At 66.4% G+C, this 21,652-nt stretch carries 17 protein-coding genes; 9 read left to right on the top strand and 8 right to left on the bottom strand.

Going from position 1 to position 21,652, the window contains the following annotated elements; translation table 11 throughout:
- Positions 1-47 precede the first annotated feature (47 nt).
- The 3 genes from RZN05_RS01660 to RZN05_RS01650 all read left to right on the top strand — a co-directional run bounded on the left by RZN05_RS01660 (position 48) and on the right by RZN05_RS01650 (position 2,937).
- Positions 48-1,178, top strand: a complete 1,131-nt coding sequence (locus RZN05_RS01660) for a fumarylacetoacetate hydrolase family protein (RefSeq protein ID WP_317224890.1) — start codon at positions 48-50, stop codon at positions 1,176-1,178.
- A gap of 81 nt (positions 1,179-1,259) precedes the next feature.
- Complete coding sequence (locus tag RZN05_RS01655; protein WP_317224889.1) at positions 1,260-2,045, top strand: SDR family NAD(P)-dependent oxidoreductase; 786 nt, start codon at positions 1,260-1,262, stop codon at positions 2,043-2,045.
- A gap of 1 nt (position 2,046) precedes the next feature.
- Positions 2,047-2,937, top strand: a complete 891-nt coding sequence (locus RZN05_RS01650; RefSeq protein ID WP_317224888.1) for an SMP-30/gluconolactonase/LRE family protein — start codon at positions 2,047-2,049, stop codon at positions 2,935-2,937.
- 105 nt (positions 2,938-3,042) lie between these two features.
- On the opposite strand, the gene RZN05_RS01645 is transcribed toward RZN05_RS01650, so the two are convergent.
- Positions 3,043-3,540, bottom strand: a complete 498-nt coding sequence (locus tag RZN05_RS01645; protein ID WP_317224887.1) for a MarR family winged helix-turn-helix transcriptional regulator — start codon at positions 3,538-3,540, stop codon at positions 3,043-3,045.
- 283 nt (positions 3,541-3,823) lie between these two features.
- Here RZN05_RS01645 and RZN05_RS01640 point away from each other — a divergent pair, with 283 nt between their 5' ends.
- Entirely contained in the window at positions 3,824-4,081 is a 258-nt protein-coding gene (locus RZN05_RS01640) for a hypothetical protein (protein WP_317224886.1), read from the top strand.
- A gap of 108 nt (positions 4,082-4,189) precedes the next feature.
- The gene (locus RZN05_RS01635) at positions 4,190-6,058 is read left to right on the top strand and encodes a CocE/NonD family hydrolase (RefSeq protein WP_317224885.1); all 1,869 of its coding nucleotides are present in this window, start codon (positions 4,190-4,192) and stop codon (positions 6,056-6,058) included.
- A 40-nt stretch (positions 6,059-6,098) separates the two neighbouring features.
- Here the strand turns inward: RZN05_RS01635 and RZN05_RS01630 are convergent, their stop codons facing one another.
- The 4 genes from RZN05_RS01630 to RZN05_RS01615 form a co-directional block, all read right to left on the bottom strand.
- The gene (locus tag RZN05_RS01630) at positions 6,099-6,782 is read right to left on the bottom strand and encodes a GNAT family N-acetyltransferase (RefSeq protein ID WP_317224884.1); all 684 of its coding nucleotides are present in this window, start codon (positions 6,780-6,782) and stop codon (positions 6,099-6,101) included.
- Between the two features lie 210 nt (positions 6,783-6,992).
- Positions 6,993-8,771: an IlvD/Edd family dehydratase gene (locus RZN05_RS01625; RefSeq protein ID WP_317224883.1), complete on the bottom strand. Its 1,779-nt coding sequence runs from the start codon at positions 8,769-8,771 to the stop codon at positions 6,993-6,995.
- Between the two features lie 149 nt (positions 8,772-8,920).
- Positions 8,921-10,336, bottom strand: coding sequence for a sugar porter family MFS transporter (locus RZN05_RS01620; protein WP_317224882.1), 1,416 nt, complete (start codon positions 10,334-10,336; stop codon positions 8,921-8,923).
- A gap of 82 nt (positions 10,337-10,418) precedes the next feature.
- A complete protein-coding gene (locus RZN05_RS01615; protein ID WP_317224881.1) occupies positions 10,419-11,534 on the bottom strand; it encodes a LacI family DNA-binding transcriptional regulator in 1,116 nt (371 codons plus the stop codon).
- A gap of 153 nt (positions 11,535-11,687) precedes the next feature.
- Between RZN05_RS01615 and RZN05_RS01610 the strand changes: the two genes are divergently transcribed.
- Positions 11,688-14,084 carry a glycoside hydrolase family 3 N-terminal domain-containing protein gene (locus RZN05_RS01610; RefSeq protein WP_317224880.1) on the top strand — a complete coding sequence of 799 codons (2,397 nt, stop codon included), beginning with the start codon at positions 11,688-11,690 and terminating at the stop codon, positions 14,082-14,084.
- 72 nt (positions 14,085-14,156) lie between these two features.
- Here RZN05_RS01610 and RZN05_RS01605 read toward each other — a convergent pair whose 3' ends face one another.
- Positions 14,157-15,854: a glycoside hydrolase family 43 protein gene (locus RZN05_RS01605; protein ID WP_317224879.1), complete on the bottom strand. Its 1,698-nt coding sequence runs from the start codon at positions 15,852-15,854 to the stop codon at positions 14,157-14,159.
- Positions 15,855-15,886: 32 nt separating this feature from the next.
- On the bottom strand, positions 15,887-18,019 hold the full coding sequence (locus RZN05_RS01600; protein WP_317224878.1) for an alpha-glucuronidase family glycosyl hydrolase: 2,133 nt from the start codon (positions 18,017-18,019) through the stop codon (positions 15,887-15,889).
- 99 nt (positions 18,020-18,118) lie between these two features.
- Here RZN05_RS01600 and RZN05_RS01595 point away from each other — a divergent pair, with 99 nt between their 5' ends.
- The 3 genes from RZN05_RS01595 (at position 18,119) to RZN05_RS01585 (ending at position 21,286) form a co-directional block, all read left to right on the top strand.
- The gene (locus RZN05_RS01595) at positions 18,119-19,255 is read left to right on the top strand and encodes an endo-1,4-beta-xylanase (RefSeq protein WP_317224877.1); all 1,137 of its coding nucleotides are present in this window, start codon (positions 18,119-18,121) and stop codon (positions 19,253-19,255) included.
- 103 nt (positions 19,256-19,358) lie between these two features.
- Complete coding sequence (locus tag RZN05_RS01590; protein WP_317224876.1) at positions 19,359-20,336, top strand: AAA family ATPase; 978 nt, start codon at positions 19,359-19,361, stop codon at positions 20,334-20,336.
- Positions 20,336-21,286: a 1-phosphofructokinase family hexose kinase gene (locus RZN05_RS01585; RefSeq protein ID WP_317224875.1), complete on the top strand. Its 951-nt coding sequence runs from the start codon at positions 20,336-20,338 to the stop codon at positions 21,284-21,286. Before RZN05_RS01590 ends, RZN05_RS01585 begins: the two co-directional genes overlap by 1 nt.
- Here the strand turns inward: RZN05_RS01585 and RZN05_RS01580 are convergent.
- Positions 21,244-21,555 (bottom strand): ArsR/SmtB family transcription factor, encoded by a 312-nt coding sequence (locus RZN05_RS01580; protein WP_317224874.1) that lies wholly within the window; start codon positions 21,553-21,555, stop codon positions 21,244-21,246. The genes RZN05_RS01585 and RZN05_RS01580 overlap by 43 nt on opposite strands.
- Positions 21,556-21,652 lie beyond the last annotated feature (97 nt).

Genomic DNA, 21,652 nt, shown 5'->3' with positions numbered 1-21,652 from the left:
CAACCCAATGGTAGCGCTATCAAAAACAGAATCTCCTAAGGCGAGGGATGTCCGAAGCGTCTAGCGTTGCATTGCTGCCCACCGATCATGCGCAGGCCATACTGGTCGGGCGCGTCCTTCTCGATGCCGGCCCTACCCCTGTGCTCGTCCGCGGCGGCGACGTGATCGACGTCTCGGCAACCGCCGCGACCGTCGCCGACCTGCTCGAACGCGACGATCTCGCCAGCGTCACCGGCCCGCGCCTCTGTGGCGCCGAGGCGCTCGGCACGCTCCACGGCCCGCGCCTGCTCGCCCCGGTCGACCTCCAGTGCATCAAGGCATGCGGCGTCACTTTCGCGCTCTCGGCGATCGAGCGCGTGATCGAGGAGCGCGCGCGCGGCGATGCCGACAAGGCCTCCGAAATCCGCGGCGATCTCGAGGCCAAGGTCGGCAGCGGCATCCGCTCGGTCGTCCCCGGCAGCGACGAGGCCGCAGCACTCAAGGCAGCGTTGATCGACGCGGGCATGTGGTCGCAATATCTCGAAGTCGCGATCGGCCCCGATGCCGAAGTGTTCACCAAGGCCCCCGTCCTCTCCGCGGTCGGCCCCGGCGACGAGATCGGCATCCGCTCGGACAGCGACTGGAACAACCCCGAACCCGAGGTCGTGCTTGTCGTCGATCGCCACGGCACGCCGCGTGGCGCCACGCTCGGCAACGACGTCAACCTGCGCGATTTCGAGGGCCGCAGCGCGTTGTTACTCGGCAAGGCCAAGGACAACAATGCGTCCACCGCGCTTGGCCCCTTCATCCGGCTGTTCGACGACAGCTTCACGATGGACGATGTCCGCAGCGCCGTGGTCGATCTCACCATCGATGGCCCTGAGGGCTACACGCTCCACGGCACCAACAAGATGAGCGAGATCAGCCGCGATCCCACCGACCTCGTGCGCCAGGCGCTGAGCGAGCACCAGTATCCCGACGGCTTCGCATTGTTCCTCGGCACCCTCTTCGCCCCGGTGCAGGACCGCGACCATCCCGGCCGCGGCTTCACCCACAAGACCGGCGACGTCGTCCGCATCGCCACGCCCAAGCTCGGCGCGCTCACCAACCGCGTGACCACCTCCAAGGCGGCCGCGCCCTGGCGGTTTGGCATCCGCGACCTGATGCGCAACCTTGCCGCACGCGGACTGCTCGCGTGAAAATCGTTTTCACCAGCGAATTTCGCCGGTACGCTCTCCCCGCATTCGCGCCTTTCGCGCTCACAGGATTCCGCCCGCTCCATGTCCGAAGCTGATCCCATCCACGCGCCGCTCACCCGCGACCAGCGCGCGATCTATCCCAGCCTCAAGGGCAAGCGCGTCCTCGTCACCGGCGGCGGCTCGGGGATCGGCGCGGGCATGGTCGAAGGCTTTGTCCGCCAGGGCGCGCGCGTCACCTTCTTCGACATCGCCGACGAGGATTCGGCTGCGCTGGTCGAGAGCCTCGCCGATGCCGAGACCGCGCCGGTCTTCGCACGCGTCGACCTGACCGATTTGGCCACGCTCCAGGCCGCGATCGCCGAGCACGGCCCGTTCGACATCCTCATCAACAACGCCGCCAGCGACGATCGCCACACCATCGAGCAGGTCACCCCCGCTTATTGGGACGATCGCATCGCCGTGAACCTGCGCCATTTGTTCTTCGCTGCGCAGGCAGTGATCCCCGGCATGAAGGCCGCGGGCGGCGGCGTGATCGTCAACCTCGGCTCGATCTCGTGGCATTTGGCGCTCGAGGAGCTCACCCTCTACCAGACCTGCAAGGCCGGAATCGAAGGCCTCACCCGCAGCTTGGCGCGCGAGCTCGGCCCCGACAATATCCGCTCGGTGTGCATCGTCCCCGGCAATGTCCGCACCCCGCGCCAGCTCAAATGGTACACGCCCGAGGGCGAGGCCGAGATCGTCAAGGCGCAGTGCCTCAAGGGCCGCCTCGTCCCCGACGATATCGCCGCGATGGCATTGTTCCTTGCCTCCGACGACGCACGGCTGGTAACGGGCCACGAATATTTCGTGGATGCAGGGTGGCGTTAAGATGAGCAAGGTGGCGATTTCCGAGCCGGTCAGCATCTGGCAGCTCGGGGCGCCACTCGGCGAGGGCCCGATCTGGGTAGAGCGCGACCAGGCGCTCTGGTTCGTCGATATCAAGAGCCGCAAGATCCACCGCTTGGATCCGGCGACCGGCGCGACCCGCAGCTGGGACGCACCGGGCCAGGTAGGCTTTATCCTGCCGATCGAAGGCGGCGGCTTCGTCGCGGGCCTGCAGACCGGCCTCGCCAGATTCGACGAGCGCGACGGCAGTTTCACTGCGATCTCCGCGCCTGAGCCCGATCTGCCGACCAACCGCCTCAACGACGCCACCGTCGATCCGCAGGGCCGCCTGTGGTTCGGCAGCATGGACGATGGCGAGAGCGACCTGACGGGCGCGATCTACCGCCTTGGCAGCGACGGGACGTGCATCAAGAGCACCGATCACGTCGCAATCACCAACGGCCCCGCGGTCTCGCCCGACGGTAAGACGCTCTATCACGTCGATACGCTGGTCGGGGTGATCCACGCCTGCGACATCCAGCCTGACGGAACGCTCGCCAATACTCGCGAATTCGTCCGCATTCCCAATGACGAAGGCCATCCCGACGGGCCGACCGTCGACAGCGAAGGCTGCGTCTGGGTCGGCCTCTACAATGGCTGGGCTGTGCGCCGTTATTCCCCCGCGGGCGAGTTGCTCGAGGAGGTCAAGTTCCCGGTCAGCGCGATCACCAAGATCGCGTTCGGCGGCCCCGACGGCAAGACCGTCTTCGCCACCACCGCCAACAAGCACATCGCCCCCGGCGACCTCGCCAAGCAGCCCCACGCCGGCGACCTGTTCCGCTTCGAAGTCAGCGTAGCGGGCCAGAAGAACTATCTGGTTCGCGAAGGCGTCTAGCTCCTCTCACACAGGGAGGGATGAGCACCTTATTGCAAATTCATTGCAACATTAATGCGATAGAATCGAAAAAAAATCGCGAACCATTCGCAACAGGGCGCACAGTCAGCCTGCGCCCATCGTCCCATCCAGCTTCTTGAGCAGCGTCGCCAGAATCCACTGCTCCTTTTCGGCGAGACCAGTCATCAGCTCGGCTTGGAGCCCCATCTCGGCGCGAAACGCCGCCTCGACCAGCCCACGCCCCTTGGGCGACAATTCCACGAAAACGCTGCGTTTGTCGTCACTCGCTGCCGGCCTGCGGATCATCCGCGCCGCCTCTAGCTTGTTCAGCCGCGCGGTCAGCCCGCCCGACGAAATCCCCAGCGCGCGATAGAGTTCGGTCGGCCGCAGCCGGTGCGGCGGCGGCTCGGCGCGGAGCGTCGCGAGCACGTCATAGCCGCCCCCATCGATTCCTTGCAGCGCCAGGATCGGCTCGACCGCCGCCCGCGCCTTGAGCGTCACCCGCCGCGCCCGCCCGAGCACCGAAAGCCCGCGCGTATCGACATCCGGCATCGCCGCGGACCACAGAGTGATGAGCTGGTCGACAGGATCGGTCTCGCCCACAAGCCCCTCGCCATCAAGAATCCATCTCGATGCCAAGAATCTCGGCACAAAGATACCTATCTCCAAGATAAGATACTTATCTCGAAGTCAAGCATTTTATCTCAAAGCAAAGAAACTTGCCTGCAAGGCAAGGCATTTATGGCGTCAACCGTCGCCCTAAGAGGCTGGCGGCAAACGATAAGAGTTCGGATTGCCATCCCTTTGCAAGCGCTTTCGACGCCATAGCTGCACGGCTGGACCGCAACGCCCCTTGCCTCCCACGCGTATCGGCCTAGGCGAAGGCATGGACTTCGACGACCAGCTCCGCCGCTATTTTGGCAACGACGACATGACCGCCATCGCCCCCGCAGCACTCGCCGAGGGCGTCGAGCGCATCCGAGTCGATCTCGGGCTCGAGACCGACCGCAACCGCCGCTTCGCGCTCTGGGCGCTGCTCCATATCCTCGGCAACGCACCCGATCTCGACGTCGCCTTCAAGGACGAGGCCGATCGCAACGCCGCGCGCAACTTCATGGACTTGCTCGCTGCCGATCAGGGCTGATCTCCTCGCCAAACAAACCCCATCGCCTTCCGCGCCGCGATGCCGCTATCATCGCCGCTCAAGCGAGCGGGGTTGCGAATGCGTGGACGAATTGCTGCCTATGCGGGTGTGATTGCATTGGCGGCGCTCGCCGCTTCCCATGTCGCCAGCCGCACGCAGCCTGCGACACAGGCTGCCACCGATCTCACCGACCAGGTCCCCGCCAACGCCGCGATCGGCGACTATGTCGGCGAGGACGTGATGATCCCGATGCGCGACGGGGTGAAGCTCCACGCCCAGGTCTGGCGACCGAAGAGCACCAAGGGCCCGCTTCCCATCCTGATGAGCCGCTCGCCCTACGGCTTTACGCTGCCCCACGCGACCAACATCCTCACCGCCTCGTACAAGGAGCTTGCGGCGGACCAATATATCTTCGTCCTCCAGGATATCCGCGGCCGGCTCGGCTCGGAGGGCAGCTTCGTCAACCTCAGGCCGCGAAGAACCACGCCCAACGGCGTCGATGAATCTACCGATACGTATGATTCGATCGACTGGCTGGTGAAGCACCTCCCTGCGAACAACGGCAAGGCAGGGGTGATCGGCGTCTCGTATGGCGGCTGGACCGCGGCGATGGCGACGATCGATCCGCATCCTGCGCTCAAGGCGGTATCGTCCCAGGCCTCGCCCAACGACATGTTCGTCGGGGACGACTTCCTCCACAACGGCGCCTTCCGCCTCGATTACGCCTGGAGCTGGGTTTCGCTGCTCGAAACCGACGGCCGCACGATGAAGCCGTTCGACTTCGGCGGCGAGAAGGATGCCTATGCCTGGTACCTGAAGCAGACCGACCTCGCCACGCTCGACCGCCAGCATCTCGGCAGCAGCATGCCGAGCTGGCAGAATTTCGTCAGCCACCCATCCTATGACGGCTATTGGAAGGCGCAACGCACCACCGGCAACATGGCGGCCAAGGTGGCGACGCCCAATCTGATCGTCGCCGGCTGGTACGACCAGGAGGATTTCTACGGGCCTCTGTCGATCTACGCGGAACAAGAAAAGGGCGACGCCAAGGGGCTGAACTATCTGGTCGTCGGCCCGTGGAACCACGGCGGCTGGCGCAGCGCGGGGACCTCCTACGGACCCTATGAAATGGGTGAAGCGACCGGCAATTGGTATCGCGAGAAGATCGAGCTTCCCTGGTTGCGCTATTGGCTCAAGGGCGAAGGCACGCTCAACCAGCCCGAGGCACTGATCTTCCAGACCGGAAGCAACCGCTGGCAACGCCTCGACAACTGGCCCTTGAAGCGCGGCACCGTCACGCGGAATCTCTATCTGCGCGCCGGCGGCAAGCTCTCCTTCCAGGCCCCTTCGCGCGGCGAAGCAGCGGCCGACCGCTTCGTCTCCGATCCCGCCAATCCCGTCCCCTATCGCGAACGGTCGCGGATCACGCCGTTTCTCGCGCCCGAATCGACCTGGTCGACCTGGATCGCCGACGACCAGGCGCCCTTCGCCAAGCGCAAGGACGTGCTGTTCTGGCAGACCGACCCGCTCGCCGCCGACGTCACCGTCTCGGGCGACGTTGCCGCCAAGCTGTTCGCCAGCACCACCGGCTCCGATGCCGACTGGGTGGTCAAGCTGGTCGATATATATCCGTCGGACCAACGCGTGCCCGCCGCGCTGCGTGGCCGCCAGCGGATGATCGCTAACGACGTGTTCCGCGCCCGTTTCCGCACTGGCTACGAGAAACCCGGCCCGATCACGCCGAATGCCGTGCTCGATTACCGCATAGACCTCCACTCGGCGTCGCATGTCTTCCGCAAGGGCCACCGCATCGGCGTCCAGGTCCAGAGCAGCTGGTTCCCGCTGATCGGTCGCAACCCGCAGACCTATGTCGCCAACATCTTCCGCGCCCAGCCCGCGGATTTCCGCAAGCAGACCCACGCCGTATACCACGCCCCCGGCCAAGCCTCGGCGATCACGCTGGCGGTAGCGGAGTAGAGTCTAAAACCTCCCCTCCCTGAAAAGGAGGGGAATATTTTCAATCCGCTGCGACCAGTACCGTAATCCCCATTTCGCATCGCACCCGAAACCCCAGGCTTTCGTACAGCGCGATCGCTCCGCGATTGTCGGCATAGGCGTGGAGGAACGGCACCTCCCCGCGCGCGGCGATCCGCGCCGCGACCACGCGCATCAGCGCTCCGGCATAGCCGCGCCCGCGCCAGTCGGGATGCGTGCAGACCCCGCTCACTTCGGTGAACCCTTCGGGTTTCATCCGCTCGCCCGCCATCGCGACCAGCAGCCCGTCCTGCCGCACGCCGATGAAGTCGCCCAGCCGATGCGTGCGGCGGAAGAAGGGTCCGGGCTCGGTCAGCGTGGCCAGCGCGAGCATCTCGGCGGCGTCGGCATCGCCCAGCTCGAGAAAGTCGATCTCCGTGCCGCCGGTAAGCGCCTCCGCGACCATCTGCACGCCCATCCGATGCTTCTCAACGCGCGCTCCAGGCACCGGTGGCAGCGCATCCTTCTGCAATAGGATCGCCGGCCCGCCCTGAAGGACGAGCGCGGCCAAGGCCCGCAGGGAGGCTTCGGTTTCGTCGCCGATCGCGGCAAACACGGCAAAATCCTGATCGTACCGCAGCGCCTCGTCGCTACCGCGCGCCAGATCGCGTTGCCGCGTCCGCAGGGCCGACCATGCCGGCCGATCGAGCGGATGCGATTGGGTCACGCCTATTCCTCCCGACGCCGCACTCGGCCTTCCAATGTAGGATCTGACGTGCCAGCCTCGCCCGGGCTCTTTGAAACCGTCAAGATCCACACTTTCACGCTGCCTAACGATGTTGCACGCCCCAGCAACGAAATTACCGACTCCGCGGGAAAAGTGCGAAGTTAAGCCCCGCAAATCCAACAGCGGCCCAGCGCGACTCGATGCCAGACCCTAATGGTTGTGCCGCGGCAGGTTCTCGCTGGTCCGGCGATACTTCAGCGCAAAGTCGAGCACCCCGCCCTCGCCAAGCTGGCCCACCTTCTCGCGATACAACTCTTCCCAGGGCGTGTTGCTCTCCGGGATCGGCGGCGCCGGCTCGGCCTTCCGCCGTGCGATCTCGTCGGAGGGTACCAGCGCGTCGCACGTCCCGGCATTGAGGTCGATCCGGATCCGGTCACCGGTCCGCAGCCAGGAAAGCCCGCCCCCCGCCGCGCTCTCTGGCGAGGCATTGAGGATCGAGGGACTGTCCGACGTGCCCGATTGCCGTCCGTCGCCCAGCGTCGGCAGGCTCAGTATCCCCTGGCGGAGGATATGATCGGGCGGCTGCATGTTGACCACTTCGGCCGATCCCGGCCAGCCTAGCACCCCCGATCCGCGGATCACCAGGATGCAGTCCGCGTCGATTTCGAGCGCGGGATCGTTGATCCGGTGGTGGTAGTCGTCCGATCCGTCGAACACGATCGCGCGGCCTTCGAACACCCCCTCGTGGCCCGGGCGCGACAGATAGCGCGTGCGGAAATCGTCCGAGATCACGCTGGTCTTCATGATCGCCATGTCGAACAGATTGCCGGTGAGCACGAGGAAGCCGGCCCTCTCCATCAGCGGCGCATCCCAGGGCAGGATCACGTCGCGATCCCTGTTCGGCGCCCCGGCGACATTTTCGGCCAGCGTCCGGCCGGTGCACGTCATCACCTGCCCGTCGAGCGCGCCGGCCGCGAGCATCTCGGCGATCACTGCCGGAATGCCCCCGGCGCGGTGGAAGCGCTCGGAGAGATACTGCCCCGCGGGCTGCATATTGACGATCAGCGGCAGGTCATAGCCGCTGCGCCAGTCGTCGGGCGTTATCTCGATCCCGGCATGCGCCGCCATCGCGACGAGGTGCGGCTGGGCATTGGTCGAGCCGCCGATCGCGGTGAGCAGCCGGATCGCGTTGAGGAAGCTCGCCTTGGTCAGGATCTTCGAGGGGCGGAGATCGTCATAAGCCATCTCGACGATCCGCTTGCCCGTCTCATACGCCATCTGCCCGCGCTCGCGATACGGCGCCGGGATCATCGCGCAGCCCGGCAGGCTCATTCCCAGCCCCTCGGCGATCGAGTTCATCGTCGAAGCCGTGCCCATCGTGTTGCAATGGCCCGAGGACGGCGCGCTCTCCATCGCGCGCTGGAGGAATTCTTCCTCGTCGATCTCCCCCGCCGCCATCTTCCGCCGCGAGCGCCAGATCACCGTACCCGATCCGACCAGTTCGCCCTCATGCCACCCGTCGAGCATCGGCCCGCCCGAGAGCACGATCGCCGGAATATCCACCGTCGAGGCCGCCATCAGCGAACTCGGCGTGGTCTTGTCGCACCCGGTGGTGAGGATCACCGCATCAATCGGATAGCCGTTGAGGATCTCGACCAGCCCGAGATAGGCCAGGTTGCGATCGAGCGCCGCGGTGGGCCGGCGGCAATTCTCGAAGATCGGATGGAGCGGGAACTCCATCGGAACCCCGCCCGCCGCGAGAATGCCTTCGCGTGCCCGCTTGACCGTCTCCAGATGGATGCGGTTGCACGGCGCGATGTCGCTGCCCGACTGCGCGATCCCGATGATCGGCTTGCCGCTGCGCAGCTCGTCGGGCGTGATGCCATAGTTCATGAAGCGCTCGAGATAGAGCGCCGCCATGTCGCTGCGGCCAGGCGCGGCAAACCATTCGCGCGAGCGGAACGGGCGGGCGGGCATACGGGTCGTCATACTTTACCTCAAAAGATCCTCCCCGGCACGGGGAGGTGGCAGCGCGCAGCGCTGACGGAGGGGGCTCTCCGCGAGCGCATCGCCCGCGGCGCTCCCCCTCCACCATTCGCTGCGCTAATGGTCCCCCTCCCCGTTCCGGGGAGGATCATCTAACCTTCCATCGCCTCCAATTCCTTGCCCTTGGTCTCCTGGATGAAGCGCTGGACGAGGAAGAAGCTGATCACGGCGCAGACCGCATAGAAGGAATAGCTGGCGGCGAGGCCAATGCCTGCCAGCATGATCGGAAACGCCTGCGCGATCAGGTAATTGGCAAACCACTGGGCGAAGCCGCACACTGCGAGCGCCGATCCGCGGATCTGGTTCGGGAACATCTCGCCGAGCATGACCCACATCACCGGGCCCCAGCTGACGTTGAAGAAGATCACGTAGAGATTCGCGGCAACCACCGCGATCATTCCGTTTCGTCCCGGCAGGACGAGCGAGCCGTCCACCAGCGCACCCTGGCTGAAGGCGTAGACCATCGCGAACAGCGTGACTGCCATACCGGCCGAGCCGATCAGCAGCAGCGGCTTGCGGCCGATCTTGTCGATCACGGCAATCGTGACGAAGCACGCCGCGATCGAGACTGCGCCCGACACGATGTTGATCAGCAGCGAGTCCGCTTCGGAGAAGCCGGCGGCCTGCCATAGAGTCGAGCCGTAATAGAAGATCACATTGATGCCGACGAGCTGCTGGAACACCGCGAGCAGCAGCCCCGCCCAGACAATCGCCCGGATACCGAGGAAGCCGCGACCGCCTGCTGGCGTGAGCACGTCCTTGAGCTGCGGACGGTGATCGATCGAGAAGCTTGCCTGGATCTCGGCAAGCTTTAGTCCTCCTTCGGTCGGGCCGAACAGGTCAGTTAGAACACGCAGCGCCTCGGGATTGCGTCCCTTGGAGACGAGGTAGCGCGGGCTTTCGGGAATGAAGAACAACGCGACCAGGAAGATCGCTGCGGGGATCGCCTGCATCAAGTACATCCAGCGCCAGGCCTCGATCCCGCCCCAGAACGGATTGGTCGACGCGCCGGCGGCACCGGCGAGGTAGTAATTGACCACGAACGCGGCGGTGAGGCCGGTAATGATCATGATCTGCTGCACCGTCGTCATCCGCCCGCGGATGTTCGCCGGCGCGACTTCGGAGATATAGGCCGGCGACAACACCGACGCCGCGCCCACAGCCATGCCGCCGAGGATACGCGCGACGACGAAGATCGTGTGATCGTGCGCGAGGCCTTGAACCAATGCGCCGACGAGGAACAGGATGGCAGCGAGCCGCATCACGTTGCGGCGGCCCATCCGATCGGCCAGAATTCCGGCCAGCGAGGCGCCGATGACGCAACCGATCAGCAGCGATCCGACAGTAAAGCCGAGCCCGGCATCGTCGAGCACGAACGCCGCCTTGAGCCCCGGCTGGGTGCCGTTCACGGCGCCGCTGTCATATCCGAAAAGCAATCCGCCGATCGTCGCGACTGCGACGATGGCGCTGATCAGGCCGATATTGGCCCGCTCGCCTGTCTGGCTCATCCCCACTTCCTCTCCTGCCCCGCGCGCGACCGGCGCGGTGTTAGCGGTAACGGTGGCCCGTACGCTCAGGAAAAGCAAGCGCCTAGCGCAGGCCCGTATTGGAAGCGGCAGCGCTACGGCGCCCCCCATTGCCGCGCGCCGTCGGCGTACCCTTGGGCGGTGCCGAGGATTCGCGGACGATCAACTCATGGTCGAGCACCTGCTCCTCGAGCTTGTCGGTCTCCGACGAACGGTGCGCGCGGATGCGGGCGAGGAGCAGCGTCAGCGCCTCCTCGGCCATCGTCGCGATCGGCTGGCGCACCGTAGTGAGCTCGGGCCAGACGGTGGTGGCAAGCGAGGTATCGTCGAAACCGACGACGCTGACGTCCTGCGGCACGTGCAGCCCGCGGCGATGCGCGACGCCCACTGCGGCGGCGGCCATGTCGTCGTTGCTCGCGAAGATTGCGGTCGGCGGCTCGGGCCGGTCGAGCAGGCGCTCGGCTGCGACGATCCCCGATCGGAAGGTGAAATAGCCCTGCTCCACCGGCACCGACTTGACGTCGATCCCCGTCTCCTCGAGCGCGGCGGCGAACCCGCGATAGCGCTCGGCGCTCGACGTCTGGTTGGGGTTGCCGCGGATGAAGCCGATCCGCCGATGGCCGAGGTCGAGCAGGTGCCGGGTCATCGCCGCGGCGCCCTCGAAATCGTCGATGCGGACGTTGAGGCTGCGCGCCGGCGGCAGGCCCATCGCCACCGACACCCAGGGAATCCCTGCCGCTTCCAACTCGGCGCGCACCGGCGCGGCCTCGGAGAGCGGCGGCGGCAGGATCACACCCTCGACGCTGGTCGAGGCGAAGCTGCGCGTGGCCTCGGCCTGCTCGTCCGGGCGCTCGCTTTCGCACGCTTCCAGCACCAGATGGCAGCCGGCGCGCCGCGCCGCGGCAAGCGCGCCGATCAGGAATTGCGACAGATACGCCGCCGACGGGTTCGAATAGAGCAGCCCGATCTGCGTCGCATCGCCCGCGGCGAGGCTGCGCGCCGCGCTGTTCGGCGAATAGTTGAGCTGGGCGATTGCGGCCAGCACGGCCTCGCGCGTGGTCTCGCGGACATTGGTGCCCCCGTTGACGACGCGCGACACCGTCATCGCGGAAACACCCGCAACCCGTGCGACATCCTGCACGGTCACCGTACCGCGGCTTCTTCGGCTAGGTCTGCTCATCCCCGTCCTTTGCGCCCGAGGCATAGGATGCGGTTTCGCGGAATGCAATCAGCCTGAAACCGGTTCCGCTACGGTTGACCAGGCCGTCGCGGAACGATAGCTGATAGCGCTACCAAAACAACCACAAGGCGCTGCAGCGTCACAGGAGAGGCCATGACTGTTTCCCGCCGGTTCCGTTCCGCGGCGCTTGCCGCCGTCGCTGCGATCGCACTGACTCCCGCGCTCGCGCCGGCCGCCCACGCGCAAACCGCCCGCGCCGACAAGCCGCTCTACAAGGACGCCTCGCAGCCGATCGACGCGCGCGTCGAGGATCTCCTCGCCCGGATGACCCTGGAGGAGAAGGTGCAGCAGATGGTCGCGATCTGGCTCCAGAAGGACAAGATCCAGTCGCCCGACGGCGAGTTCGATCCGGTCAAGGCCAGCACGAACTTCCCCGCCGGCCTCGGCCAGATCTCGCGCCCCTATGATCGCCGCGCGATCACCCAGGGCCCCGCTGCGGGCGCCGCCGCCGGCACGATCAACCGCGGTGCCGAGGATACCGCGCGCTACATCAACGCCGCGCAGAAATGGGCAGTCGAGAAGACGCGGCTCGGCATCCCGCTGATCATGCACGAAGAGGCGCTGCACGGCTATGTCGCGCCCGGTGCGACCAGCTTCCCCCAGGCGATCGCGCTCGCCAGCAGCTTCAATCCCAAGCTGCAGGAAAAGGTCTTCGCGGTCGCTGCGCGCGAGATGCGCGCCCGCGGCGCCAACCTCGCGCTCGCCCCGGTGGTCGACATCGCCCGTGATCCGCGCTGGGGCCGGATCGAGGAAACCTATGGCGAGGATCCCTATCTCGTCGGCGAGATGGGCCTGGCGGCGATCCGCGGCTTCCAGGGGACCACCCTCCCCCTCGCCAAGGACAAGGTCTATGTGACGCTCAAGCACATGACCGGCCACGGCGCGCCCGAGAGCGGCACCAATATCGGCCCGGCGACGGTCTCCGAACGCACGCTGCGCGAGAATTTCTTCCCGCCGTTCGAGCGTGCGGTCACCGAGCTGCCGGTGATGTCGGTGATGCCCTCGTACAACGAGATCGACGGCATCCCCAGCCACGCCAATCGCTGGCTGCTCCATGACGTGCTGCGCCAGGAATGGGGCTTCAAGGGCGTCGTGCTGAGCGACTATTTCGCGATCCGCGAGCTCAACACCCGCCACCATCTGTTCGACAATCTCGGCGACGCGGCGGTGCGCGCGCTCGACGCCACGGTCGATTTCGAGACACCCGACGGCGAAGCCTATGCGCTGCTGCCGCAGCTCGTCCGCGAAGGCCGGGTCGATATCGCCCAGATCGACGAATCGGTGCGCCGCATCCTCAGGCTCAAGTTCAACGCCGGGCTGTTCGAAAACCCCTATGTCGATGCCAAGGCGGCGGCGCGGAAGACCGAGACCCCCGACGCGATCGCGCTGGCCCGCGAGGCTGCGCGCCAGTCGATGGTGCTTCTCAAGAACGATGGCCTGCTCCCACTCGATGCGGGCAAGATCAAGCGGCTCGCGGTGATCGGCACCCATGCCAGCGACACACCGATCGGCGGCTATTCGGACATCCCCCGCCACGTCGTCAGCGTGCTCGAAGGCCTCAAGACCGAGGCCAAGGGCAAGTTCGAAGTCGATTTCGCCGAGGGGGTGAAGCTCACCAAGGCCCGCCTCTGGGCGCAGGACGAAGTCGAGCTGATCGACGACGCCACCAACGATCGCCTCCGCGCCCAGGCGCTGGAGACCGCGAAGAACGCCGACACGATCGTGCTGGTGCTCGGCGACAACGAACAGCTCAGCCGCGAGGCCTGGGCCGACAACCATCTCGGCGACCGCAACAGCCTCGAGCTGATCGGCCCGCAGAACCGGCTGGCGCAGGAGATCTTCGCGCTCGGCAAGCCGGTGGTGGTGCTGCTGCTCAACGGCCGGCCGCTGTCGGTGAAGTATCTCTCGGAGAACGCCCCCGCGCTGATCGAGGGCTGGTATCTCGGCCAGGAGACCGGCAACGCCGTCGCCGACGTGCTGTTCGGCCGCGCCAATCCGGGCGGCAAGCTGCCGGTGACGATCGCGCGCGACGTCGGCCAGCTGCCGATGTTCTACAACCACAAGCCGAGCGCGCGGCGCGGCTATCTCTTCGCCGAGACGAGCCCGCTTTATCCGTTCGGCTATGGCCTTTCGTACACCAGCTTCGACGTCGGCGCCCCGGTGCTCGCGACCCCGACGATCGGGCGATACAACAACGTCAAGGTCAGCGTGGATGTTACCAACACCGGCGCGCGGGCCGGCGACGAAGTCGTCCAGCTTTATGTCCGCGACGATCTCGCCAGCGTCACACGCCCGGTCAAGGAATTGAAGCGCTTCGAACGCGTGACCCTGCAGCCGGGCGAGAAGAAGACGGTACAGTTCGAGCTCACCCCGCGCGACCTGTCGCTATGGAATGTCGACATGAAGCGCGTCGTCGAGCCGGGCACGTTCACGATCTCTTCGGGCCCGGACTCGGTCAAGCTCAAGAGCACCACGCTGACGGTGAAGTAAGAACGAAGCGGCGGCACCAATCCGTGACCCGGCACAAGGCCGGGGTGACGGATTGGCCGGCGATGGCGCCCGTTACTTCCCGCTTTCTGCGACCATTCCGAACACCGAACCGACGAACCCGCCCGCCGTCTTGGTTGTCAGCGCATCGGTAGTCAACTGGGTGAGCGGGCGCCAGGCGAGCATCGGCGCATCGGGGCTGCCGAGCAGCCGGGCGTAGGAAAACACATACCGATTGCCCTTCACTTCGATGCGCAGCGCGAGCGGATTGCCCGGGGCGATGCCGAAGGTCGCGGCGTCTAGCGTCGTCGCAGTCTCGCCCGCTGCTGCCATCGACGGTCCCTCGCGGCGATCGATCGCAAGTACCAGCCGGCCCTGGACCTGCTTCAGACCGAGGAAGAACCAATAGTCATCGTTCTGGAGCACCGCGATCCCGGCGCGGTCGCCATCCTTCTCCGGCGTGAACCGCACCACTGTCTCGGCGCTGGCGTTCACGTGCTGCTGGCGCCGCGCGAGAAAGGAAGGGTTGGCATTGTCGCCGAGCCCAACCGGGCGCGCCTGGAGCTTCACTGCGCCGCCTTCCAGCGCATACCAGGCACTGCGCGGGTTGCGCAGCATCATCCAATATGGCGGCAGCTTGGCGCCGTCGAAATCGTCACGGACGGTGAAGCCCCCGCTCGTCGGCACAGGCGGCGCGGGCGGGATCGGCAGCGCAGGCCGCGTCGCAGTCCAGGGAATTGTCTGCCCCGGCCAGGTAATCCGCGGCCAACCGCCCTGCCACCAAACGGGCATCAGGAAAGTCTCGCGCCCGGTCGAATAGAAGTCGCCGGCATAGGGGCGCACCGCTAGGAACGTCGCCCACCACTTCCCGTCAGGCGTGGTGACGAGTTGGGCGTGGCCGGCCGACGTAATCGGGTTTTCCCGGTCGGCGTCCAGCCCCCGCTGCGTAAGGATCGGATTTTCCGGGTTAGCTTCGTAAGGTCCAGTGACGGTCTTCGAGCGCAGTATCACCTGGCTATGCCCCTCGGCGGTCCCGCCTTCGGCACAGCTTAGATAGTACCAGCCGCCCTTCTTGAAGATGTGGGGGCCCTCGATCCAGATCGGCTTAGTGGAGAAATCGACCCCGCCGTTGACCAGCACTTTCCGCGGTCCGATCGTTTTGAGCGCCTTCAAGTCGAACTGCTGGATCCAGATCGCGCGGTGGCCCTGATATTGCGGCGTGCCCTCGGGCGGGCCGTTGTTGAGGATCCAGGTCTTGCCGTCGGTGTCGAAGAACAGCGACGGGTCGATCCCGCCCTCGAGATCCGGCAGCCATACCGGATCGGACCAGGGTCCGGCCGGGTTCTTCGCAGTGATCAGGAAATTGCCGCCGCAATCCACACACGTGTTGAGAATGTAGAAGGTGCCCGCCTTGGCCTGGATCGTCGGCGCGAACACCCCGCGCGACAGCCCGAGCTGCTTGAAATCAAGCTGCTCCGGCCGGTCGATCGCATTGCCTATCTGGGTCCAGCTGACCAGGTCGCGGCTGTGGAACACCGGGATGCCGGGGAAATAGCTGAAGGTCGAGGTGACGAGGTAGAAATCGCTACCGACACGGGTGACGCTGGGGTCGGGATAGAAGCCCTGCAGGATCGGGTTGCGATACTGGTTCGGCGCAGGCGCCGCGCGATCGACCGGATCTTCGCCGCGATATTCGAACCAGTCGAAGCTCGCGACCGGCTGCGCCGCCGCGGGCGTGGCCAGGAGGAAGGCCAGAAAGGTAAGGCGTCTCATGTCGCACAATGCTCCTGAATGAATTGGCGGTGCTACTTGCCGTTGCCCGGCGCGTAGGGCGTCCGGATCGCCTTGTACCAGTCGAGCGGATGCGCCGGCGCGGCGTGGCCAGCGGGCAGTGGCCGTTTCGACACCGACTGGAAGTAGGCGATCGAGGCGTCGCGCCACCACTGCGCCTCGTCGCGCTGGATCGCCAGGAAGTCGCGTACCTCGCGCCAGCGGCGATCGTCGACCTTGCCTTCCAGCGCGGTCCAGTCGGCCTGCATCGCCGCTACCCCCGCGACGCCGCGATCGTAGCGCGTGACCAGCTCGTCCCACAGGCTGCGTCCCGATCGCATGCGATGGCCCCACGGCACATGATGGAACCACAGCAGCAGTTTCTCGGGCACGCGCTTCCCATCGCCAAACTGCGCTGCGACCGGTGCGGCATATTGGCCGACCGCGTCGGTGCCAGTCCGGGTCCGGTCGAAGCCGATCCCGCTCGCATCCGCCTTGTGGTAGTATGTCGGGTTCCATTCGGGTCGCGCCAGATCGGCGACCCAGGGCCCCGGGCCGTAATGATGCCCGGTCGCCATCAGATGGCCAAGCCCGAGCGGCGTCATGTAATCGACCACCGCCTCGCGCGATGCCATCATCATGCCGACGATCGGGCCGGTGACGGCAGGATCATTGCCCCAGGTCATCGCCGCCCAGTCGCGCGCGATCGGCTCCGCCCTGGCGTCGGGATCCCAGGCGAAGCGGCCGAACGCATACCAGTTCGCCTGGTCGAACTGCGATCCCGACCAGTTGCTGTCGCTGCCGATATTGGCGACTCCCGCCATCCCAGTCGTTGCGCCGCTCTCGAGTACCTGGGCAACGCTCGTCCCCTTTCGCGGACGGAAGGTGTCGGCCTGCAGCACCTCCTCCCACATCGTGCCGAGATAGGCGAGGTGCGTGGCGAAGCCGAGATATTCCTTGGTGATCTGGAATTCCATCATCAGCGGCGTCCGCGGCATCGCGCCGAACAGCGGATGGAAGGGCTCGCGCGGCTGGAAGTCGATCGCGCCGTTCTTGACCTGGACGAGGACGTTGTCGCGGAACTTGCCGTCGAGCGGCGCGAACTCGGTGTACGCCTGCTTGTGGCGATCGTCCGGGTTCTCGGCGGCGTAGACGAACGCGCGCCACATCAGCGTACCGCCATGCGGCGCGAGCGCATCGGCGAGCATGTTGGCGCCGTCGGCATGGCTGCGCTTGTAATCGTTCGGCCCCGGCTGCCCTTCCGAATTCGCCTTGACCAGCAGGCCGCCAAAATCGGGAATGAGCCGATAGATCTCGTCGACCTTGGCCTTCCACCAGGCCGCCACCTGCGGGTCGAGCGGATCGGCGGTCTTCAGCCCGCCCAGCTCGATCGGCGCCGAAAAGCGCGCGGTGAGGTACACCTTGATGCCATAGGGCCGGAACACGCCGGCGAGCGCCTTGACCTTCGCCAGCCACTCCGGCCGCAGCGCATCGGCATTGGCATTGACGTTGGTCAGCACCGTGCCGTTGATTCCGATCGAGGCATTGGCACGGGCATAATAGGTGTAGCGCGGGTCGAGATGGCCGGGCAGCTTCTGCCAGTCCCAGATCGATTGCCCCGCATAGCCGCGCTCGACATAGCGATCGAGGTTGTCCCAATGGTTTAGCACCCGCAACCGGAGCTTCGGCGCGTCCGAAACATCGAGAGCGTCGATCGGCTGGCGCGTCTGGATCAGCTTGAGGAAGCGGAAAACGCCATAGAGCACCCCGATGTCGGCGTTGCCCGCGATCACCGTCACGCGCCGCCCCTCGATCGTCGCACTGCGGATGAGGAAGCCCTCGCGCCCCAGCTTCGCGAGCGGCAGGCCGAGCGGCGCGATCAGCGGCGAGGCGCCGGTGCCGAGCACCACCGCGCCATCGCCCATCACCGTCTCGCGCCCCACCGGCTCGTACCCCAGCATCCCCGCGACTCCGCGGCGCAGCTCGTCCGTCGCGGCGATCAGCGTCGGCCGGTCGGCCACGACATAATGGCTGACCCGCCCCGCATAGCGTTGCTGCCACGCCGGCTCGACCGGCCGGTAGCGCAGCCACAGGTCGTATCCGGTTTCGGCATGCGCGGGCAGCGCGAGACTCAGGCACACGAGCATCAGGGCAAGCAAGCGACGCATTTCGATCCTCTCGATGCGCGATCGTCCGCCGCGCGTTGACAAGTCGATAGCAGCTCGCTTCTGGTAGCGCTATCAGAAGGCGTTAGGGGAGACGACAGGATGACCCGAGTGACTCGCCGCGAACTGCTTGCCGCCGCCGCGTGCGCGGTCGCCGCGCCCGCCTTCGCCCAGCCCGCCGCTTCGCTCCATGCGCTCGCCAAGGCCAAGAACATGCGCTTCGGATCGTGCGTCGCGTGGCGCCCGCGCGGCGCCGATGCCGGCTCGTTCGCCAATCCGGAATATGCCGCGCTACTCGAACGGGATTGCGGTATCCTCGTCCCCGAGAACGAGCTCAAATGGCAGCAGGTCCGCCCTGAGAAGCATTTGTTCGACTTCACCCGCTTCCAACCGATCCTCGACTATGCCGAGGCCAAGGGCATGGCGATGCGCGGCCACACCTTGCTTTGGCACAAGGCGCAATATTTTCCCAAATGGCTCAACCAATACGACTTCGGCGCCAATCCGCGCGCCGAGGCCGAGAGCCTGCTCGACTTCCACATCCGCTCGGTCTGCCGCACCTACGGCAGTCGCATCACCAGCTTCGACGTGGTCAACGAGACGATCGACGAGAAGACCGGCCAGCAGCGCGAAACGTCGCTCTCCCGCGCGTTCGGCGACGCTGATGCGATGGTCGACTTCGCCTTCCATGCCGCCCGCGCACACGCGCCGGGCGTCGAGCTGGTCTATAACGACTATATGAGCTGGGAGCCCGGCAACGAGGCGCACCGCGCCGGCGTGCTCCGCCTGCTCGACGGCTTCCGCAAACGCGGCGTCCCCGTCGATGCGCTCGGCGTGCAATCGCATATCGGGGCCTATGACCGCGATGTGCGCGGATCGGCCGCCCGCCAGGAAGGCGAATGGCGCCGCTTCCTCGATGGGGTGACGGCGATGGGCTACAAGCTCGTCGTCACCGAATTCGACGTCAACGACAAGGGACTGCCCGACGATATCGTCACCCGCGACGCCGCGGTCGCCGCTTATGCCGATGCCTATCTGTCGATCCTGTTCGACTATCCCCAACTCCGCGACGTGCTCGTCTGGGGGATGTGCGACAAATATGGCTGGCTCAACGGCTTCAGCCCGCGCCCCGATGGCGGCATCAAGCGCGCCACGCCCTATGACGCGCAATTCCGTGCCAAGCCGCTGCGCGAAGTGCTGGCACGGCGCTTCGCCGCGGCGGCAGCGCGAAAGGGCTGAACCCCGCCCCACCGCCGTTAGGGAATTCTTGGTTAGCCCCCGTTCAGAAAAGCGGTGCCAGGGTCGCGCGGCGCCATTAAGGGGAGCGCAAGGGAGAGCCCAGATGGCCGCGACGGAAACTGCTTCGCTGGACATTCGGCTCGAACAGGGCGGGCTCGACGCGTCCGCGCTGCACGCCTTCACCGATGCGCTCGCCAGCGCGCATGCCCGTGCCCCGGTCGGCGACGGTCGTATTTTCCTCGCCGCGCTCCAGAAGCTCGCGGCCTCAGACGCCCAGCGGCGCGAGATCGAGCGCCAGCGGGACAATCTCCAGCGCCGCGGTACCGCCAGGCGGGTGCGCCAACTCGCCGACGCGCCCGCGGACATCCTGTTCGACCTCGCCGGAACCCTCGCCACGCTGATCCGCCAGGCCCGCACCGGCGAAGCCAATATCCTCGCCAACCGCTATCTCGACATCGCGCCCCAGGGTGCGACCGGCTGGTCGCTACTGCCGCTGTTCGTCTCGCTGCGCGCCGGCGACGATGCCGCACTCGCACCCGCGCCGCCGCACCTCGTCGCAGTCGGCGGGCTTTCGGGCACCGGCAAGTCGACCCTCTCGCGGCTGCTCGGCGCGCGGCTCGGCCGGGCGCCCGGCGCGCGGGTGCTGCGATCGGACGTGTTCCGCAAGCGCCTCGCCGGCCTCGCTCCGGAAACCCGGCTGCCGCCCGCGCATTACACTCGGCATAGCGACGAGGAAACCTATGAAGCCCTGTTCGAATCGGCCGACGACCATCTCTCCTGCGGGAGCTCGGTGATCCTAGACGCCGTGTTCATGAGCCGCAGCGAGCGCGACGTGGCCGAGGCGATCGCCTTCCGCCGCGGCGTGCCCTTCACCGGCCTCTGGCTCGAGGCGCCCGAGCGTGACCGGATCGCCCGGGTGTCCGCGCGCCAAAGCGACGCCTCGGATGCGACCCCCGAAGTGGTGCGCGAGCAATCGCGGCGGTCGGTCGGCGAATTGTCGAGCTGGCATCGGATGCGCGTCAACCGCCCGATCGACCTGATCGTCCCCGCCGCGCGCGGCGTGCTTGACCGGCGACGCTGATGCCCGGGATCGCGACGCTCACGCTCAATCCGGCGCTTGACGTCTCCACCAGCACCGGCAAGGTCCACCCGACTCACAAATTGCGCTGCCAGGCGCCGCTCTCCGAGCCCGGCGGCGGCGGGATCAACGTCGCGCGCGTCGTCCATGCGCTTGGCGGCGAGGTCGTGGCGGTATTCCCCTGCGGCGGCGCCACCGGCGCGACCTTCGAGGCGTTGTTGCGCGAGACCGGCGTGCCGATCCTCCCGGTCCCGATCGCCGGCGCGCTGCGCGAGAGCCTAACCGTCGACGAGACAGAAAGCGGCGAGCAATATCGCTTCGTCCTGCCCGGCCCGACACTGAGCGACGACGAGCTCGACAAGCTGCTCGCGGCAGTGACCGGGATCGACGGCCCGCCCGCTTATATCGTCGCCAGCGGCAGCCTGCCGCCCGATTGCGACCCGAAGATCTTCCACCGGCTTTGCGCGCTGTGCGGCAAGATCGGCGCCCGGCTGGTGGTGGACACCTCGGGCCCGGCGCTCGCCGCGCTCGAGGGGAGCTGCACCTATCTGATCAAGCCGAGCCTGCGCGAAGTCGAGGACCTGGTCGGCCGCACGCTGGAGAGCGAAGCAGACCAATGCGCGGCCGCGCGCGAGCTGATGCAGCGTGGCTTCGCCGACGTCGTGGTGATCTCGATGGGTGAGCACGGCGCGCTGCTCGTCTCGGAAGACGTCGAGCTGCGGCTTCCCGCAATCGAAGTCCCCGCCGGCAGCGCCGTGGGCGCCGGCGACGCCATGGTCGCCGGGATCACCCTCGCGCTTGCGGGCGGCAAACTGCTCGACGAGGCGCTATTATATGGCGTCGCCACGGGGGCGGCGGCGCTGCTGACGCCCGGCACCGAACTGGTGCGCCGCGAGGATGTGGAGCGGCTTTACGCCGCGGCTTCCAGCGCTTCGCCGCAGAACAGCGCGTGAAGCGATTCGAGCATGCGCTTCGCCTCCGGGCTGGCCAGCGAGTAGAAGATCATCTGGCCAGAGCGACGCGCCGTGACCATCCCTTCGCGGCGGAGCAGCGCGAGCTGCTGCGAAACGGCGGTGTCGCGCGCGCCGGTAAGCCGCGCAAGCTCCCCGACCGACTGTTCGCCCTCCCAGAGATGGCACAACAGCAACAAGCGGCTACGTCCCGACAGCGCCTTGAGAAACACCGACGCGCGGTCGACTTCAGCAATCATTTGGTCCTTCACCGGGCCATCGCTATGCCTCGGCTGCGATTGTTGCAACTGCTATCAGTCGGAATCCTAACGCATTTTAATAAGAAAAACTTTCTTGCCGGCCATGGCG

Origin of the sequence: Sphingomonas sp. HF-S4 (assembly GCF_032911445.1) — a bacterium.
GTDB lineage: Bacteria > Pseudomonadota > Alphaproteobacteria > Sphingomonadales > Sphingomonadaceae > Sphingomonas > Sphingomonas agrestis.
This window is presented reverse-complemented; position numbering and strand designations above follow the sequence as displayed.

What these genes read in the sequence shown, in the direction of transcription:
- RZN05_RS01660 (WP_317224890.1), top strand. Translation starts at nt 48, where the DNA reads ATGTCCGAAGCGTCTAGCGTTGCATTGCTGCCCACCGATCATGCGCAG.
- RZN05_RS01655 (WP_317224889.1), top strand. Translation starts at nt 1,260, where the DNA reads ATGTCCGAAGCTGATCCCATCCACGCGCCGCTCACCCGCGACCAGCGC.
- RZN05_RS01650 (WP_317224888.1), top strand. Translation starts at nt 2,047, where the DNA reads ATGAGCAAGGTGGCGATTTCCGAGCCGGTCAGCATCTGGCAGCTCGGG.
- RZN05_RS01640 (WP_317224886.1), top strand. Translation starts at nt 3,824, where the DNA reads ATGGACTTCGACGACCAGCTCCGCCGCTATTTTGGCAACGACGACATG.
- RZN05_RS01625 (WP_317224883.1), bottom strand. Translation starts at nt 8,771, where the DNA reads ATGACGACCCGTATGCCCGCCCGCCCGTTCCGCTCGCGCGAATGGTTT.
- RZN05_RS01620 (WP_317224882.1), bottom strand. Translation starts at nt 10,336, where the DNA reads ATGAGCCAGACAGGCGAGCGGGCCAATATCGGCCTGATCAGCGCCATC.
- RZN05_RS01615 (WP_317224881.1), bottom strand. Translation starts at nt 11,534, where the DNA reads ATGAGCAGACCTAGCCGAAGAAGCCGCGGTACGGTGACCGTGCAGGAT.
- RZN05_RS01610 (WP_317224880.1), top strand. Translation starts at nt 11,688, where the DNA reads ATGACTGTTTCCCGCCGGTTCCGTTCCGCGGCGCTTGCCGCCGTCGCT.
- RZN05_RS01605 (WP_317224879.1), bottom strand. Translation starts at nt 15,854, where the DNA reads ATGAGACGCCTTACCTTTCTGGCCTTCCTCCTGGCCACGCCCGCGGCG.
- RZN05_RS01600 (WP_317224878.1), bottom strand. Translation starts at nt 18,019, where the DNA reads ATGCGTCGCTTGCTTGCCCTGATGCTCGTGTGCCTGAGTCTCGCGCTG.
- RZN05_RS01595 (WP_317224877.1), top strand. Translation starts at nt 18,119, where the DNA reads ATGACCCGAGTGACTCGCCGCGAACTGCTTGCCGCCGCCGCGTGCGCG.
- RZN05_RS01590 (WP_317224876.1), top strand. Translation starts at nt 19,359, where the DNA reads ATGGCCGCGACGGAAACTGCTTCGCTGGACATTCGGCTCGAACAGGGC.
- RZN05_RS01585 (WP_317224875.1), top strand. Translation starts at nt 20,336, where the DNA reads ATGCCCGGGATCGCGACGCTCACGCTCAATCCGGCGCTTGACGTCTCC.